Origin of the sequence: Paraburkholderia sp. JHI2823 (genome assembly GCF_038900695.1) — a bacterium.
GTDB classification, from domain to species: Bacteria; Pseudomonadota; Gammaproteobacteria; order Burkholderiales; family Burkholderiaceae; genus Paraburkholderia; species Paraburkholderia mimosarum.
The window spans coordinates 1-15,676 of record NZ_JAYMRY010000018.1; the positions used below are offsets into that span (position 1 = coordinate 1).

The 15,676-nt window shown below is 62.4% G+C and carries 12 protein-coding genes and 1 pseudogene; 3 read left to right on the top strand and 10 right to left on the bottom strand.

Annotated features, from left to right (window positions below; genetic code table 11):
- Nucleotides 1-219 precede the first annotated feature (219 nt).
- From VSR34_RS19855 to pobA, 4 genes are all read right to left on the bottom strand, one after another.
- On the bottom strand, nt 220-1,026 hold the full coding sequence (locus VSR34_RS19855) for an alpha/beta fold hydrolase (protein WP_028231246.1): 807 nt from the start codon (nt 1,024-1,026) through the stop codon (nt 220-222).
- A 348-nt stretch (nt 1,027-1,374) separates the two neighbouring features.
- On the bottom strand, nt 1,375-2,295 hold the full coding sequence (locus VSR34_RS19860; RefSeq protein ID WP_028212412.1) for an adenylate/guanylate cyclase domain-containing protein: 921 nt from the start codon (nt 2,293-2,295) through the stop codon (nt 1,375-1,377).
- Between the two features lie 93 nt (nt 2,296-2,388).
- A complete protein-coding gene (locus VSR34_RS19865) occupies nt 2,389-2,958 on the bottom strand; it encodes a hypothetical protein (RefSeq protein ID WP_028231245.1) in 570 nt (189 codons plus the stop codon).
- A 263-nt stretch (nt 2,959-3,221) separates the two neighbouring features.
- Nucleotides 3,222-4,406 (bottom strand): 4-hydroxybenzoate 3-monooxygenase, encoded by a 1,185-nt coding sequence (pobA, locus tag VSR34_RS19870; protein WP_028212410.1) that lies wholly within the window; start codon nt 4,404-4,406, stop codon nt 3,222-3,224.
- Nucleotides 4,407-4,590: 184 nt separating this feature from the next.
- Between pobA and VSR34_RS19875 the strand changes: the two genes are divergently transcribed.
- On the top strand, nt 4,591-5,463 hold the full coding sequence (locus tag VSR34_RS19875; protein WP_342963280.1) for a helix-turn-helix domain-containing protein: 873 nt from the start codon (nt 4,591-4,593) through the stop codon (nt 5,461-5,463).
- Between the two features lie 139 nt (nt 5,464-5,602).
- Here the strand turns inward: VSR34_RS19875 and VSR34_RS19880 are convergent.
- A pseudogene (locus VSR34_RS19880) lies at nt 5,603-5,841 on the bottom strand (porin); the annotation flags it as partial.
- A gap of 40 nt (nt 5,842-5,881) precedes the next feature.
- Nucleotides 5,882-7,249 carry an aromatic acid/H+ symport family MFS transporter gene (locus VSR34_RS19885; RefSeq protein WP_342963281.1) on the bottom strand — a complete coding sequence of 456 codons (1,368 nt, stop codon included), beginning with the start codon at nt 7,247-7,249 and terminating at the stop codon, nt 5,882-5,884.
- Between the two features lie 462 nt (nt 7,250-7,711).
- Between VSR34_RS19885 and VSR34_RS19890 the strand changes: the two genes are divergently transcribed.
- A complete protein-coding gene (locus VSR34_RS19890; protein WP_028212408.1) occupies nt 7,712-8,617 on the top strand; it encodes a helix-turn-helix domain-containing protein in 906 nt (301 codons plus the stop codon).
- A 50-nt stretch (nt 8,618-8,667) separates the two neighbouring features.
- Here VSR34_RS19890 and VSR34_RS19895 read toward each other — a convergent pair whose 3' ends face one another.
- From VSR34_RS19895 to VSR34_RS19905, 3 genes are read right to left on the bottom strand one after another with little or no spacing between them, the layout of a single operon-like run.
- A complete protein-coding gene (locus VSR34_RS19895; RefSeq protein ID WP_028212407.1) occupies nt 8,668-9,015 on the bottom strand; it encodes an NIPSNAP family protein in 348 nt (115 codons plus the stop codon).
- Nucleotides 9,012-10,754: an FAD-dependent oxidoreductase gene (locus tag VSR34_RS19900; RefSeq protein WP_342963341.1), complete on the bottom strand. Its 1,743-nt coding sequence runs from the start codon at nt 10,752-10,754 to the stop codon at nt 9,012-9,014. Before VSR34_RS19900 ends, VSR34_RS19895 begins: the two co-directional genes overlap by 4 nt.
- Before the next feature lie 13 nt (nt 10,755-10,767).
- Nucleotides 10,768-11,613 (bottom strand): SDR family oxidoreductase, encoded by an 846-nt coding sequence (locus tag VSR34_RS19905; RefSeq protein ID WP_028212405.1) that lies wholly within the window; start codon nt 11,611-11,613, stop codon nt 10,768-10,770.
- A gap of 122 nt (nt 11,614-11,735) precedes the next feature.
- Between VSR34_RS19905 and VSR34_RS19910 the strand changes: the two genes are divergently transcribed.
- A complete protein-coding gene (locus VSR34_RS19910) occupies nt 11,736-12,656 on the top strand; it encodes a helix-turn-helix domain-containing protein (protein WP_342963282.1) in 921 nt (306 codons plus the stop codon).
- Between the two features lie 22 nt (nt 12,657-12,678).
- Here VSR34_RS19910 and benC read toward each other — a convergent pair whose 3' ends face one another.
- On the bottom strand, nt 12,679-15,459 hold the full coding sequence (benC, locus tag VSR34_RS19915; protein WP_342963283.1) for a benzoate 1,2-dioxygenase electron transfer component BenC: 2,781 nt from the start codon (nt 15,457-15,459) through the stop codon (nt 12,679-12,681).
- Nucleotides 15,460-15,676: the final 217 nt, after the last annotated feature.

Genomic DNA, 15,676 nt, shown 5'->3' on the forward strand with positions numbered 1-15,676 from the left:
TGATCAGCTCACGTCCGTTCATGGTTCGCCCCTGGTCGACGCCTCACGCGAGCGTGCGCGTCAACCGGGACAGGAATCGGACATTTCTAATGAGCCAGAACCGGACATTTCTAAAAAGCCGTAACAATAAAAACTGCGATAATTAGTATTATGTCAAATTTGCGATTCAACCGGCACAACTCTAGCGGCCTCGCTGCCCCAGACCCTGTCAGCGCCGCTTCACCCGGCGCCAAGCCACGCGAGGATCTGCTTCCAGTCGCCCTGACTCATGGCCCCGAACCAGTCGTCATGATCGGCTGTCGGTAATAAAAGAAGCCGTGCGTGATCGTGTTCGCTCGCGAACCGGCGCGCATGCGCGACGGGAATCAACGTGTCCTGCTGCGCACCGACGATGACGACCGGCCCGTCGTAGCGAGACAGTGCGGCGACGGAATCGAAGGGATCGTGCAGCAGCCAGCGCACCGGGAAAAGCGGGTATTTCTCCGCGGCGACATCGGCGAGCGTGTCCCACGGCGTGATAAGCACGACGCCCGCTACCGCCGCCTCGTTGCCTTTTGTCACCTGCGACGCCATGCCGGCGCCCAGCGATTCGCCGATCAGAAAGACCGGGCCGCCCCATTGAGCGAGCGTTCCCGCCAGGGCCTCGCGCGAGGCCGCCACCGCCGCCTTCATCGTGCGTGCGCCCGAACGGTTGCCGTGTCCCGGATACTCGACGATGACGACGCGATATCCATTGCGCACGAAGACATCAGCGAGTGGCAGCTTGGTCTGTGCCGACTCCTCGTTTCCGTGATAGACGATAAACGTGCCACGCGCCCGCTTTCCGGCCGGTGTCACGACATAACCCGCGTATTCGCCGTGCGTCCTCAAGACAGCGATTTCGTCGCCAGCGTGCGTGACCGTCCGCAGATCGGCTGCATCAGGCGTAGATGGCAGCAGGATGCTGTCCTGCATCAGAAACAGTGCGGCCATCGCGCAAAGATACGCTGCGACGGCCAGAAAGAAGACACAGGAAAATAGACGCATGCCATGTCCCGCTCGGTTGGCTGCGTAGAGTCGAGACAAGTGGCAATGCTGGCCCGGACTCACGCGCGTATCAAACCAAACGTTAGCAGAGGTTGAATTCGATTGTTTTGTGCGCGATTACGAGGTCGATTTGGGAAATTCACCTCCTTTCCATTTAGCAGCGATGTCATCAGGGGATTCGTTGCTCATAGAGCGCTTTTTGGACGCTACGGCTGAATCACTGTGAAAGCGGGTTGACGATAGGAGTCAATATCAGCGCCATATCAGTGTTTCACCTCCAAAAACAGGATGTGCCCCTGTAACCTGCGACGCCTGAAGCGGTGATGTTCTTGCACCAGAGCCCGTCGATCAACCCGGCGGTCTGGGCAGACGTGTGCAGGAAAACTCCACGCGCTCCGCTCCCTCGCCGTCGGACGGCCCGAATGAGATCCAGCCGTGCCCCCAGAGCGTCACCTCGTCGCGGCGCAGGATCAGTTCATGGCCACCGTCGATCGTGATGCGCGTGCCATTAGAACTGCAGTCACGCAACACGTACTTTCCGCCACGGCACTCGATCGACGCGTGCACCCTCGATGCCCGGCAATCGCGCACGACGATGCTCATGTTGGCGCCACGGCCGATCGTCACCAGCGAGGACGTCTCACTCATGTCCATGCCCGCCTCCCCATAGCGCAGGGTCAACAACGATGCACAAGGCAGGCGCGTCAGGTCGTTACCCATAACTGTCAGATCGGCGCCCTGCTGCCAGATCGCCTCGAACAACTCCGTTGGCTGTCTTTTTCCCCGCACCTGTATCGGGTAAAGATAGCGCGCCATCTGACGCAGTCGCGCCGGCAGACACTCTACGGCGTCCTTGCTCGTGACGACCTGCCCCGGCGAAGCAAGCTCCGTCAGTCGGGCGGCCAGATTCACGGTGTCGCCGAACACGTCTCCTCTTTCATCAGGCAACACGGGACCGTGATGAAAACCGATACGCAGCGACATCGGCTGCCCCACCAGCACAGGCAACTCCGAGACGGCCATCTGCATGTCGATCGCGGCCTGCATCGCATATCCGGCTGACGGAAACACCGCCATGACTTCGTCGCCAATGGTCTTGACGATTCGCCCCTCCAAGGCTTCCGCGCACGATTTCATTACCGCAATACACTGCGCAATCGCCTCGAAGGCAACCATGTCACCAACGGTCTCGTAAATCTCCGTGCTGCGGCTTACGTCCGCGAACATCACGGATTCGTAGGACGTCGGATATTTCGCTTCATCAACCATGAGCAAGCCGTCGTCAGGTCGTCAAGCCGGCGTCGAAGCGCCGTTCCTCTGCAGCCCATGAAGGGCTCCCGCTCGTCAGTGTAGTCCGTCCGATCAACCATCACCATCGCCTGCACCTAAGGCACGGATGGCTGCACCGACCGGTGACGACCGATTGCCGCTGTGCAAAATGTGCGCGACAAAAGGCACGCAGATTATTTCATCACAATTCTGGCATCTGCAGGCCACGGCACATGTGGCGCCAAAACGGAACGACTCCGTGAGCGCGCATTCGGGCGCGTCGATCTGCGCCATCGCAATGATCGCGCCACGCCGCCCGTAGATTTTCTGGTAAGGGTCGCCCAAGTCGATGATCTGCGCACAGCGCTGCCGGCCGAGGACCGACAGCATGGCACCATCGCTGCCCTGCGCCTCGTCGACGAATGAAGTCGGCTTCGATGCGTGGCTCCGGGAGTGCCCAGAGCTTCGGGAACACATCAGGCGAAATGGTGCGCGTGGCGTGGATTGCCGCGCCTCTTCCCACAGCCGCCCGGCGAAAGGCAGCAGGCAGGTTCGCAGTTGCACGGCCACCGCTTCGTGGATCATTCCATCGACGAGGGCGTGTTGCGCTGCCGGCCGGAGATCGTCTGACCGGCATGACCTGTCCCGCCCATCGACGATCATCCGGCCAATCTCCAATGGGATGATCAGAGGGCCTTGCCCGTGACTGCCCGCGCTTTCAGCGGGCCCGTCCTGCCAGCGCGTGCGGCGGCTCGCCCGGAAGGCTCAACCGGTTTCGTAGCGACGGGCTGATACAGGTCCCTACATGCATCGCAGAAGGCGTGGATGCCGGCGGATGAATATGAGAGCTCGGAATACCAGGCCGCGCACCCCGCGATTCATCTGCAAAGCCGGCGAGTGCGAATCAAGCGAACATCACAGTTGCTTCATTCAACGGGTTCGTACGGCAAGCCCACATAGTTTTCCGCGATCGTCTTGAGCCCGGCGTCGGAAGTCGTGTAGTAGTCGTAGTCGGTGCGCTGCATACGCTTGTCGAAGGCGTCGCGCTCCGAGAACTCGTGCAGCAGGTTCGTCATGAACCACGAGAAACGTTCGGCCTTCCACACGCGGCGGAGCGCGATCTGCGAGTACTTTTCAAGCAGATCGGTGCGGCCGTCGCGGTAGACGCGATTCAGAATCCGATACAGCGTGCTCACGTCGCTCGCAGCGAGATTGAGACCCTTCGCACCGGTCGGCGGCACGATGTGCGCCGCGTCGCCAACGAGAAACAGCTTGCCGTACTGCATCGGCTCAACTACATAGCTGCGCAGCGGCGCGATGCTCTTCTCGAGCGAGGGACCCGTGACGATCTTCTCAGCCACGTCCTGTGGCAGGCGTGTCTTCAACTCTTCCCAGAAGCGTTCGTCGGACCAGTCTTCGACCTTCTCGGTCAACGGCACTTGCAGGTAGTAACGGCTGCGTGTCGTCGAACGCTGGCTGCACAGCACAAATCCGCGCTCGTGATGCGCGTAAATCAGTTCGTGGTTGACAGGCGGGGTATCGGACAGCATGCCGAGCCAGCCAAACGGATAGACGCGCTCGTAATGCGTGAGCACTTCCTCTGGGATCGTCTTGCGCGAAACGCCATGGAAGCCATCACAGCCCGCGACGTAATCGCAATCCAGACGGTATGTCTCGCCGTTCTTTTCGAATGTGACGTAGGGCGCTTCGCCCTTCACGTCGTGCAACTGAACGTTGGCCGCTTCGTAGATCGTGGTCGCACCGCTTGCCGCGCGTGCCGCCATCAAATCGCGCGTCACTTCTGTCTGGCCGTAAACCAGCACCGACGAGCCACCCGTGAGCTGCTTCAGGTCGATCCGGTCACGCCGCCCACCGAACACGAGTTCGATGCCGTCGTGAACCAACCCTTCCGCATCCATGCGCTCGCTCACGCCCGCTTCGCGCATCAGGTCGACCATGCCCTGCTCAAGCACGCCCGCACGGATTCGGCCGAGCACGTATTCGCCGCTTTGACGTTCAAGAATGACGTTGTCGATACCCGCCTTGTGCAGCAATTGTCCCAAAAGCAGGCCGGACGGCCCGGCGCCGATGATCGCTACTTTGGTCTTCATGACCGATGTCTCCTGTAATCGTCTGCACCGCGGCTTCTACTTTGCTCTACGAGCCCCAATTAGCAGCGTCGCGGTTGAATTGTATTTTTCTAGAAACCCGCCGCGCTGATAAGGCAATTTTTTCGAATAAAATTGGACTTTTAGAAAGTCCTATGCGGGCCGAAAAACCCGCTATCGAACACTCATGAAGCATCCGGCGCAGCACGACATCCCCGTCTTCAAGTTATACGGCGAAGGGCCTGACTGGAGCACGCTCGATTTGCTGCACTGCGAGTCGATACCCGAGCGAAGCAGCTTGCATGACTGGGAAATCCGGCGACACCGGCACGCGGACCTCGCGCAAATCCTGTATGTCCAGAAAGGCGTGGCACGGCTCGAAATTGAGGGCGAGATGACACGGATAGATAGGCCATCGGTCCAGGTCGTCCCGCCGATGTGCGTGCACGGCTTCCAGTTCTCTCCGGAAGTCGACGGATATGTGATTACTATCGCTGCGCCGCTGATGAACTGGCTTCAGCAGCAAATCGATGCGCCGCGCCGCGTGCTTGAGCACCCGGGCTGCTATTCGGTCGGCAGCGACCAGCCTTACCTGAACACGCTGTGCGTCCGGTTGAATCAGGAATACGGCCTTCCCGCGCCTTCAAGGGACTTGATGCTCCGCTCGCTCGTGAGCGCGCTCGTCGTATGGGTCAGTCGCCAGGATCAGCAAGGCGAGGAAAGGGGCGAACTTCAGGATCGCGGCCAGGCCTACCTGAGGGCATTCTCCGGCCTGATCGAAAAACACTACCGCGAACATTTTCCGATCAGCCGCTACGCCGAGCGCCTGGGCGTGACGCCAGTGTATTTGAATATGGTTTGCCAGCGCATAGCGGGCAAAAGCGCCCTCGCCCTCGTCCACCAGCGATTGTTGCTGGAGGCCAAGCGCAGTCTCACGTACACCGCACTCAATATCAATCAGGTATCCGATTTTTTGGGCTTCACGGAGCCCGCGTATTTCACGCGTTTCTTCAAGCGATTCACTGGCGTGACGCCAAACGCCTTTCGCAGGCGAAAATGATAACCCTGTTGCCAGTATCGGGCTGGCCGCTCTTCAGAGAGACCAGCGCGATCGCGCATCCCGGCGCAAGGCCACGCACCCCTTGTGAGCGCGTGGCGATTGGCGTGATGCAACAGCCGCGTGTGCGTGCGGAGATGGCTCAGAACCTGTGACGAAACGCGACGCGCACGAGCGCCTGATGGCTGTTCGACGAGTCGCCGGCATTGCCGATGTTAGCCACTGCAGACACACCGGTGGACGCCGTACCCGCCCTTTGGCATAGAGGTCGGTTCGCTTCGAAAGAAAGTAATCGGCCATCACACTGACCTGGTTGAAATGCTGATTGCCGACGCTTGCGCCATCCGGTGTGTGGACGTCGTTGCCCTTCGTGTAATCGTAGGCCGCGCCGAGACTGAATGCTGACGTGGCCGACCCTTGCCTAGCGCATCGGCACGCTTTGTTGCGCGCGCGTTTGCGAGGCGACTGCGCCACGCCCGATCATCACGAACAGCGCGCACGCGGACACCAGCGCCGGCACGGCAAGCAGGCTGAACACGGAACCGATCTGCCAGCCAAAGCCCATCAGGGCTGCGCCGACCAGTGCCCCTGCCACTCCCCCTATGCGCCCCACGCCGAGCATCCAGGCAACGCCAGTCGCCCGCCCTTGCGTCGGATAAAACGCGGCGGCCAGCGCAGACATCGACGTGACTGCGCTCGTGACCAATGTCCCGGTCAAGAAGATGAGCGTGCCGAGCCACAAATGGTGGCCGACACCGCGCCCTACCAGCAGAACCATTACTGCGGCTAACACATACGTGGCGGCGATCACGCGATTGGCGTTGAGACGGTCCATGAACCAGCCGACGCACAGATTGCCCAGCACGCCCCCAAGCGGGAAAAGCGAGGTCATCATGGCTGCACGCGCGCCGGAGAAGCCCGTGTCGCGAAACAGCGTGGGCAGCCAGTTGGTGAGCAGGTAATAGATCAGCAGACCCATGAAGTACGCGAGCCACAACATCATTGTCCCGAAGCGGTACTGTCGCGACAGGACGACGCGAATCGCCGATTCGCGCTTCGCGCTCACGCCGCCCTCAGGCGCAACGAAGCGGCAGCCATCGAACGCCGTGCCCGGTGCAATACGGCCGAGGATGCCGGCGATCTTCGCGTCGGCACGCTGACGTACCGCCATGAACTGAACGGACTCGGGCAAGAGCAGGATCAGCAGAACCGTAAGCACGATCGGCCCGATACCGCCCGCGACCAGCACGCTTTGCCAGCCAAAATGCGGAATTAACCATGCAGAGGCGAATCCGCCGAGCGCGAGGCCGGTGGAAAAGCCACAGAACATCGTATTGACGACAACCGCGCGCACGCGTGTCGGCGCATATTCGGACATCAGCGTGACGGCGTTCGGCATGGCAGCGCCGAGACCGAGACCCGTGCAGAAGCGCAGCACGGTCAGCGACTCGACCGTGCCGGCAAATGCCGCCGCAAGACTCCACAGCCCGAAGAACGCCACGGAAAGCACCAGCACGGTCTTGCGTCCGAGCCGGTCGGCGAGCGGGCCGGCCAGCACCGCGCCGATGCCGAGCCCGACCAGCGCCGCGCTCATCACCGGACCGAGCGCGACACGCGCAATGCCCCACTGCTGCACGAGCGACGGCGCGATGAAGCCGATGGCTGCCGTGTCGTAGCCGTCGGCGGCGACCACGAGAAAGCACAGCACGAGAATGATCCACTGAAACGGGGAGAAGCGTTGGCCGTCAATGAAGGCCTGGGTATCGACTACGCGTTCGAAGGTCTTCATTGCCGCCCTCCAGCAACGTGATGGACAAGCGGGGGCAACGCGCCGGCGGGGCCGACGCGATCGAGCGTTTCCATTGCGATGTCTCCTGAGATCAATGTCGTTCTTTTGCGGCGCCGTGCCCGCGGGTGCGGGACGGCCGGTGTCTGCCACGGCGCGCCGCAGCGCCGTGGCGTGAGAGGTTCGTGTCAGCGCTCGCGCAGCGTGAGCGCGACACGCGCGACGTCTTCGCCGCCGCCGCCCCGCTCACCTTCCCCGCCACATTCAGCCAGTCTGCGCTGGCTCCCTTGTTTTGTTAGGCATCCGAATCTCTCCCATGAAGGGCATACGCCAAAGCGTGTCCTGTGTCTCCAGCGAAAAATCTTCGTCGATTCCGCCTGCCTGAAGTATAGGCAGACGGCGCCGGGAGATCATGGACAAAACTGTGGAAAAACAGGACAATCTGTACATCTCAGGGAAGGCGACATGAGGAAAATCCCTAGTTACGAGCTGTACGGAGAAGCGTCGGCCGCGCGTCCGCCGTGGCATGACGCATTCAATTTCGAGTGGATTCCCGAGCGCAGCCGGCCGAACGACTGGAACATTCCGGCGCACCGTCACGACGCGCTGCTGCAGTTTCTCTACATCCGCAGCGGTCGTGGTCACGTCGTCATCGAGAGTGAAAAAACACCGTTTGACCCGCCCTGCCTCGTGATTCTTCCCGCGCAGGTGGTGCACGGTTTCGCGTTTTCGCCGGAGATCGATGGCCTTGTCGTCACGGCGGCACAGCGCGCGCTGGAGTCCATCGCGAAGTCCGTTTCAACGTCGCTAGTCGCGGTTCTCCAGCGCCCCGCCGTCATTCCGGTGCGCGGGTCAGCAGCCAGCGACGAGACGCTGATGCCGCTCTTTCATCTGCTCGAGACTGAATTTCGCCGCGGCGCGGCCGGTTATGCGGCAGCGGGCATGTCGCTGTTAATGGCACTTTTTGTACAGGCGGCACGGCTTATCGACGATGCCAACGTGCCGGTGGCCGCGCTCGCCGCGCGGCGCAGTCTGCAAATCAGACGCTTTCGCGAGCTGATTGCCCAGCACTTCCGGGAGCATCGTCCGGTCGAGTTCTATGCAGCCGCGCTCGATGTCACCCCGCCGCAACTCGGGCGCATCTGCCGCGAAGAACTCGGTTCGTCACCCACTGCGCTGATCAACGACCATCTGATTCGCGAAGCGCAGCGCGATCTGGTCTACTCGGGCATGACCGTCAAGCAGATAGCGCACAGCCTGGGATTCGAGGACAGCGCCTATTTCAGCCGCTACTTCCGCAAGCAGACAGGCGCGACGCCCCGCGAATTCCAGAGCGCTGCACATCGCGACCTGGCATTGGGTCCGTCGTAGCGCGATACGCGAAAAGAACCGCAGCGGGTGTGTGATAGCGGCGTATCGGCTTACGCTGCGACACTACCCAGCGCGGCGGCACGAATGAGCCGTGTCTCCTGTGCCGTGATCAGATGGCCCGATGCCTTGAGATAGGCGGGGAAAGCCGGATGCGTATCGCGTGCGAGGCACCGTCGTTCGTAGTCCGCAAGATCGTCATACCCCCACAGGTGGGTGAACTGGTTCTGCTGCCCCACCAGGCTTGTCCAAAAGCCGAGCGGGTGCCCAAGGGTCTCGAGCAGGATCGGCATGGCGAGCCGGTCAAACACCTCGATGAACTCGGGCATCTTGCGCAGCGCGATGGTGTAGATCCGGAAATCCACGAGAGGCTTTGCCAGATACATCGGATTGCGGCTCATGCGTGCACCTTCTCTTTGCTGGTCGTGGCCTTGTTGGCAATGGCGTTACCCGCGACATAGCCGAACGTCATGTTGGGACCATGGGTGATACCGGCGCCCGGATAGTTGCCGCCCATCACGCTGCGTCGGTCATTGCCAACCGCGTAAAGGCCCTCGATCTCGCTGCCGTCGGCGCGCAGCACCTCGCCGGTGACGCTGGTCCGGAGGCCGTCGAACGTGCCCAGATCGCCCATCACCACCTTCACCGCATAGAAGGGGCCGGTCGAAATCGGCGCCACGCAAGGGTTGGGCTTGTTGTCCGGATCGGCGAGATAGCGGTTGAACGACGTGCGGCCGCGATTGAATGCCGGGTCTTCGCCGCGCACGGCATCGGCGTTGTAGGCGCGAATCGTCTTCTCGAGCGCATCGGGAGTAATGCCGCAATTGCGGGCCAGCTCGCCGATCGTCTCGCCCTTGACGAGGTAGCCTTTGCGCAGCAGCGGTCCCACCGGCATCGGCGCGGGCTTGGCATAGCCCAGGCCATACTTGCCCAGCGCGACCTTATCGCAGATCAGCCACATCGCCGTCTCGCGCTCACCTTCGCAGGCACGGATCAGCGCCGAGCCAACGTCGTGGTAGGAGTTCGATTCATTGGTGAAGCGCTGACCGCTGCGCAGCACGCCGATCACGCCGGGCTTGTAGCGGTCGAGCAAATGCGGGAACACGCCCGTGCGGCCCTTGCCGAAAGGCACCTTCGACACAGGCATCCACGCCGACGCATCGGGGAAGCCAAGCTGAACGGCGCCCCCCACCTTCTCCGCCATGGTCAGTCCATCGCCCGTGTTGCCGACGGGCGTGGGCGAGAGATGTTCACCTCCACGCTTCACATGCGGATAGACCTGCGCAATGCGCCTGAGATCGTGAGGGAAGCCGCCGCAAGCCAGCACGACGCCGTGCCGGGCGGCGACGCGCAGCTCACCGTCCGCTGCGCTCGCGAGCACGCCGACTACCTTGCCCTGCTTGCTCAGCAGTTGCTTCACGGGTGTCGAAGTGTGGATCGGAATACCGATCGCCAGCGCCGACTTCGCCAGCCTCGCAGCGAGCGCGTTGCCGCTCGTTACGTTGATCCCCCGGCGGTAAAGCGCCAGCTCCTTGATGTGCGTAGCTAAACGGCGAGCCACATAGCAGAACGAAACAATCGACCTGGTTGCGCGGAAGAAGTGCTTGAGGTCCGCGTTGGAGGAATTGAACATCATCCCCATGAAGGTGATCGTCTCGAGCGGCGGCTTGAGGCGTCGCATGTCCTTGCCCAGTCCGCGAATATCGTAGGGTGCGGCGAGGATCGAGCGGCCGATGTCCGCGCCGCCGGGCGCATCCGGGTGATAGTCCGGATAGAGCGTGGGCACGAACTTCATCTCGGTCTCCCGCTCGAAGAACTCGACCATTTTCGGCCCGTTCTCGATAAAGCACTGGACCGAGGCGGCATCGTAGTTGCTGCCCGTCTCGCTCATCATGTATTCGCGCACGCGCTCGACGGTGTCCGCCGGGTTCTGCTGCCGGCCATATTTGCTCAACGGAATCCACAAGACCCCGCCCGACAGCGCGGTAGTACCGCCGAACACAGGCTCCTTTTCGAGCACGATGACATCGAGGCCGCGCTTCTTTGCGGTGATTGCGGTGGCGAGGCCCGCTGCCCCAGATCCGACCACGACCAGATCGCAAGTGATCTCCTTGACCATATCCACTCTCCTTTTCGTTATGGTGTGTTGGCGCTCACGCGGCCGGGGTGGCGTTAAAGCCAGGGCGCGGAACCATGTCCATCAGCATGCAATCGAGCCCGCCGTCGACGAGCACTTCGGAGCCATTGACGTAAGCTGCGAGGTCCGAGGCGAGGAACATTGCCGGGCCGGCGAGATCCTCCGGCTCGCCAATGCGGCGGCTTGCGGTGGCAGCGGCACGGCGCGCCTCGAAGCCAGGCTCCTCGTAGAACTTCGCGGACAGCGCGGTGCGGATCATGCCGGGCAGCACGCAGTTGCTGCGCACGCCGCGCGGGCCCCACTCTGCCGCCAACTGCCGCGAGAGCAGCAGCACGCCCGCCTTGCTCGGGCTATAGGAACCGCTATTAGTCTGCGGATTGAACGCCGCAATCGAGGCAACGTGCACGATACTGCCCTTGCCTGCGGCCAGCATGTCGCGCCCGAATGCGCGGGCACAGAGAAGATAGCCCGTGAGGTTCACGGCAATGGCCTGGTTCCAGTCCGCGATCGAGACCGTCTCGAGCGATCCGGCGCGTAGCAGTCCTGCATTGTTGACGAGCACGCTGGCCGAACCGAGGGCTGAGCGAACCTCGTCGGCGGCTGCGCCAACCGAAGCCTCGTCCGACACGTCGCAGCCGAACGCCTGCGCCACGGCACCTGCCTCCCGCAGCGCGGCGGCGACAGCTTCTGCGCCAGCAAGATTGCGGTCCACAAGCGCTACATGCGCTCCAGCACTGGCGAAGGCACGCGCGATGCCGGCACCAATGCCACTACCCGCGCCCGTGATCACGCAGACCTTGCCATTGAAGTTCAGCCCGTAGGAGGCCGAGGCGGCTGCGCGATTTTCAATTTGCTGTGCCATGCAATTTATCCCTTAAATTTTCCGTGGATTTGCGCTACCTGAAATCCGTATCGCCATTGAACGCCTCACGCGCCTGTGGAACAATGGACAGAGATTACATATAACAGGACATACCGTGCATCATGGCCCATGACCAACAGCGCCGCCGGAGCGTTCTGCACTTCGCGCTCTACGGTGCGGAAGCCGGCCAATCCTGGGTCGACATGGTGCATTACGAGCCCATTCCCCTGCGTGCCGGCCGTTTCGACTTCGAGATCAAGCCGCACGTTCACGACGCGCTGATCCAGGTGCTCTACGTCACCCGCGGGGGCGGCGAAACCTTCATCGACGGCAGAACGTGGGCGGTCGTTGCGCCATGCCTGATCGTCGTGCCAGCGCACTCGGTCCACGGGTTTCACTTCCGCAGCGACATCGACGGTCACGTCATCACCGCGGCGCAGCCTGCGCTGGAATCGCTGGCGATGACAGCCGCGCCCGAGTTGCTGGAATTCATGCGCACGCCAACGGTGCTCTCGGTCGATCCCGATGTCGAACGCGGCACACCGCTGGACACGCTTTTTCAGTCGATCGGGCACGAGGCTCAGAGCCACGAGCGCTGGCAGTTCACCGCAGGCGCGGCACTGGCGATCGCCCTCTTCGTCAAGATCGGGCGCCTCAGCGAGAGCGCCCGTCTTTCGGCCAGCTCAGAGCAGCGGACAATGGCGGCGCGGATCGAACGGTTCCGCGCCCTGCTCGACCGCCATTGCCGTGAGCGGCGGCCAGTCTCCAGCTACGCCGACGAAATGGGCGTGACCACTGGCCAGCTCTCCCGCATCTGCCGCGCCACCTTCGGGATCTCGGCAAGCGAGGCCATCGACGCACGCTCGATCCATGAGGCCAAGCGGCTGCTCGGCTATTCGACGCTCAGCGTGAAGCAGATCGCCAGTGAACTGGGGTTTCAGGACGAAGCCTATTTCGGGCGTTTTTTCCGCAAGCAAACGGGACTCCGGCCTACCGAGTACCGCCTGGCGGCCCACGATCGATCCTTGCCGGGCACGGACTGACCCGACCGCCCCCGTACCCGTTTCAGACCGACAGCCCGCCGAGCTTGACGAACAGGTGCTCCGGCCCGGAGTTGGTCAGATTGTTGCCCCGCACATACTGGATCGGCCTTGCCGGATCGAGCGCAATGGCGCCGATCTTGCGGGACAGAGCCTTGGTCGCGATCAGCGTCTCCAGCTTGGCGAGCGGCGCGCCAAGGCATTTGTGCACGCCGTTGCCGAAGCCCAGGTGGCCGCTGGAATCGCGGTCGATATCGAATGTCTCGCCGTCGGCAAACTTGCGGCTATCGCGGTTCGCCGCTGACAGCAGCAATCGCACCACCGCGCCCTTGGGCAGATCGATGCCTGCGACCGTGGTGGCTTCGGTGGTGATGCGGCTCACGCGCTGGACGGTGCCACGATAGCGCGCCACCTCCTCGACGAAACGATCGGCGTCGGCGGGGTTTCCGCGGATACGTCCCAGCAGATGCGGCTGTTCGGCAAGCATGCGGAAAGCATTGGCGACAAGGATGGTCGTCGTGTCGTGCCCGGCGATGAAGACGAAGGCGCACAGTTCTTTCGCTTCCTTTTCCGAAAGCAGACCGTCCTTCCACATGCGCGCGATATGCCCGCCGATCGACTGGCTATCGGTGAGAGCGAGCCGCTCCATCGCTTCCTTCAGGTATGCGAAGAAAGCCTGCGCGCTCTGCTCGTCGGTGCCGGTCCCCGGCGCGTTGCGGGCAAGGCGCCCGAAGTAGCTAAAGGTCTCGTCCGACCAGAACTTCATCTTCTCCTCATCCTCGTTCGGCACGTCGATCATCGTGGAGATGGTGGAGATGCTGAGCGGGATGGCGAAATCATTGACGACATCACCGCCACCTTTGGCGATCATCGCGTCGAGCAGGTCCTCCGCCCTTTGCGCGATCTGGTCAACAAACGGATCGAGCGCCAGCGGCAGGAAGGATGGCTGAACGACCTTGCGCAAGCGCGAATGGTCGGGCGCGTCGAACAACGTCAGGAAGGTCAGCGGCGGCGGGCTGACGACCTCGGAGGAAAACAGCTTCGGGTTGCGGATCGCCTGGTAGACATCGTCATAGCGCGAGAGGAACCACACGTCCGAAGTCGCCGACTGGCAACGCAGCACCGGCGCATGTTCCCGCATCCAGCGGTAGTGCTCGTAAGGGTCGCCTTGCGAGCCGTCGTCGACCACCTTGAATGGCTCCAGCCCCTCGGGCCAGTCCAGTTCGTGTGAATAGGCCGGAAGCGTTTTGGCCGTGAACGGGCAAACCTGCGGCGCGCTTTGCGGCACGGCAATTGGGGGCGCGGCGACCTTAGGGGCCGTCTTGCCCAGCGCCAGCCGCTCCAGCGCACGGCTCATCGTGGCCTTGGAATGGAGCGCATGCAGCGCAATCACTTCTTGTGCCTTGTTCAGGTCGCCCAGTTCGAAGGCGCCGACAATGTCCCGGTGCTGCTGGACGATATCGCCGACGATCTCGATCTGGTCGGTTAGCGCGCGCGCGATGAAGTCCTGCACGGCCAGTTGCCGGTAGAGCGCGATCAGCTGGGCGTTTCCGGAGGCTTCAATCGTGAACAGGTGGAAGGCGTAGTTTGCCTCGATATAGCGCGCCACGTCAGTAAAGCGCTGCCCGGACACGAACGGCGCCGTCGCCTCGGCGAGCTGGCGGAAGCGGATCAACTGTTCGCTCGACAGCCGGCCCATGGTCAGCTGGGCGGCCCCCAGTTCGAGTGCCATGCGCAGGTCGAAGGCTTCATCGACATCGACAGGCGCGATGCGCTCTTCGCCGGTCTGCACCACCAGGCCGGTACCGGCGAACTTCTCGTAATAGAAGTTGCGCGGCGCGAGCCCTTCGGCCGAGAGGTGGTTGCGCACCGCATCGACCATCGGCGGCGGGCCGCACAGGTAGACATCCGCGTCGCCGTCGTTGAGCTGCGAAGGGATGATGTGATGCGTCACATAGCCCTTGTGGGGGTGGGCACTGTCGGGGCTGGCGACGGTGCAGGCATAGGTGAAGTTCGGCAGACGCTCTGCATAGGCTTCGAGCCGGTCGACGCCAACCAGATCCTCATCGGTGTTCACGCCCAGGATCATGTGAACCGGGTACGGGCTGCCGCCGTCCTCGACGATCTTGTCCAGCATCGAGAGGAACGGCGCGAGGCCCGTGCCACCCGCCAGAAACAGCACCGGGCGCTCGATCTTGCGCAGATAGAAGCCACCCATCGGGCCGCGAAACTCGATTTCGTCCCCTGCCTTGGCGCTTTCGCACAGCCAGGTCGACATCGCCCCTTGGCGCACGTTGCGCACAAGGAAGGACAAATGCGGCTCCGACGGCCCCGAACTGAAGGAGTAGGACCTTGTTTGATCGGTTCCGGGCACGCGGATGTTGACGTACTGGCCAGGAAGGAAGCTGAGATTCGCGCGGTTCTCCAGCTCGACCGAGAAGGCGATCGTGCTGTCCGACGCGCGCTGGCAGGCGACAATGCGCCCCCTGTGGGAGCTCGGCCCGGTGCCGGAGACAGCGGAGTTCGTGGCGATCTGGATTACACAATCGGAACGCGGACTCATCTGGCAGGTGAGAACCTTGCGCTCGCTCACCTCCTCCGGGCTGAGCGCATCGTCCACGCAGTCGCCCAGCACGTACTCGCCTGACTCGCAGACTGCCTTGCAGGTACCGCACACGCCATCACGGCAATCGAGTGGAATATTGATCTTCGCGCGAATCGCGGCATCGGTGATGCGCTCTGCGTCCGCGCACTCTATGAAGCGGGTCACGCCGTCCTCGAAACGGAGTGTGATCTGATGGGCCATGGCGGTGTCTCCTCTAGGGCCGTCCGAACTTCGCGCGCCGCTGGCGAAGGTTCGGACGGGATGGCGCGCGGTATTTGCATTTCTCGCAAGCGCCCGGTGGGTTTGATGCCGCCAATTTAGAGCCTGAGCCGAGTTCCGCTCAATGGACAGAGACGACGTTCACCCGGACAAAACGTGCATCGCGATGGGGTCTGGATGTCCGTAGCAATTGCTACCG

Excerpts from the sequence above, each read along its gene's own strand:
- VSR34_RS19875 (WP_342963280.1), top strand. The coding sequence starts at position 4,591 with ATGAAGCATCCGGCGCAGCACGACATCCCCGTCTTCAAGTTATACGGC.
- VSR34_RS19860 (WP_028212412.1), bottom strand. The coding sequence starts at position 2,295 with ATGGTTGATGAAGCGAAATATCCGACGTCCTACGAATCCGTGATGTTC.
- VSR34_RS19855 (WP_028231246.1), bottom strand. The coding sequence starts at position 1,026 with ATGCGTCTATTTTCCTGTGTCTTCTTTCTGGCCGTCGCAGCGTATCTT.
- benC (WP_342963283.1), bottom strand. The coding sequence starts at position 15,459 with ATGGCCCATCAGATCACACTCCGTTTCGAGGACGGCGTGACCCGCTTC.
- VSR34_RS19910 (WP_342963282.1), top strand. The coding sequence starts at position 11,736 with ATGGCCCATGACCAACAGCGCCGCCGGAGCGTTCTGCACTTCGCGCTC.
- VSR34_RS19885 (WP_342963281.1), bottom strand. The coding sequence starts at position 7,249 with ATGAAGACCTTCGAACGCGTAGTCGATACCCAGGCCTTCATTGACGGC.
- pobA (WP_028212410.1), bottom strand. The coding sequence starts at position 4,406 with ATGAAGACCAAAGTAGCGATCATCGGCGCCGGGCCGTCCGGCCTGCTT.
- VSR34_RS19865 (WP_028231245.1), bottom strand. The coding sequence starts at position 2,958 with ATGATCGTCGATGGGCGGGACAGGTCATGCCGGTCAGACGATCTCCGG.
- VSR34_RS19895 (WP_028212407.1), bottom strand. The coding sequence starts at position 9,015 with ATGAGCCGCAATCCGATGTATCTGGCAAAGCCTCTCGTGGATTTCCGG.
- VSR34_RS19890 (WP_028212408.1), top strand. The coding sequence starts at position 7,712 with ATGAGGAAAATCCCTAGTTACGAGCTGTACGGAGAAGCGTCGGCCGCG.
- VSR34_RS19905 (WP_028212405.1), bottom strand. The coding sequence starts at position 11,613 with ATGGCACAGCAAATTGAAAATCGCGCAGCCGCCTCGGCCTCCTACGGG.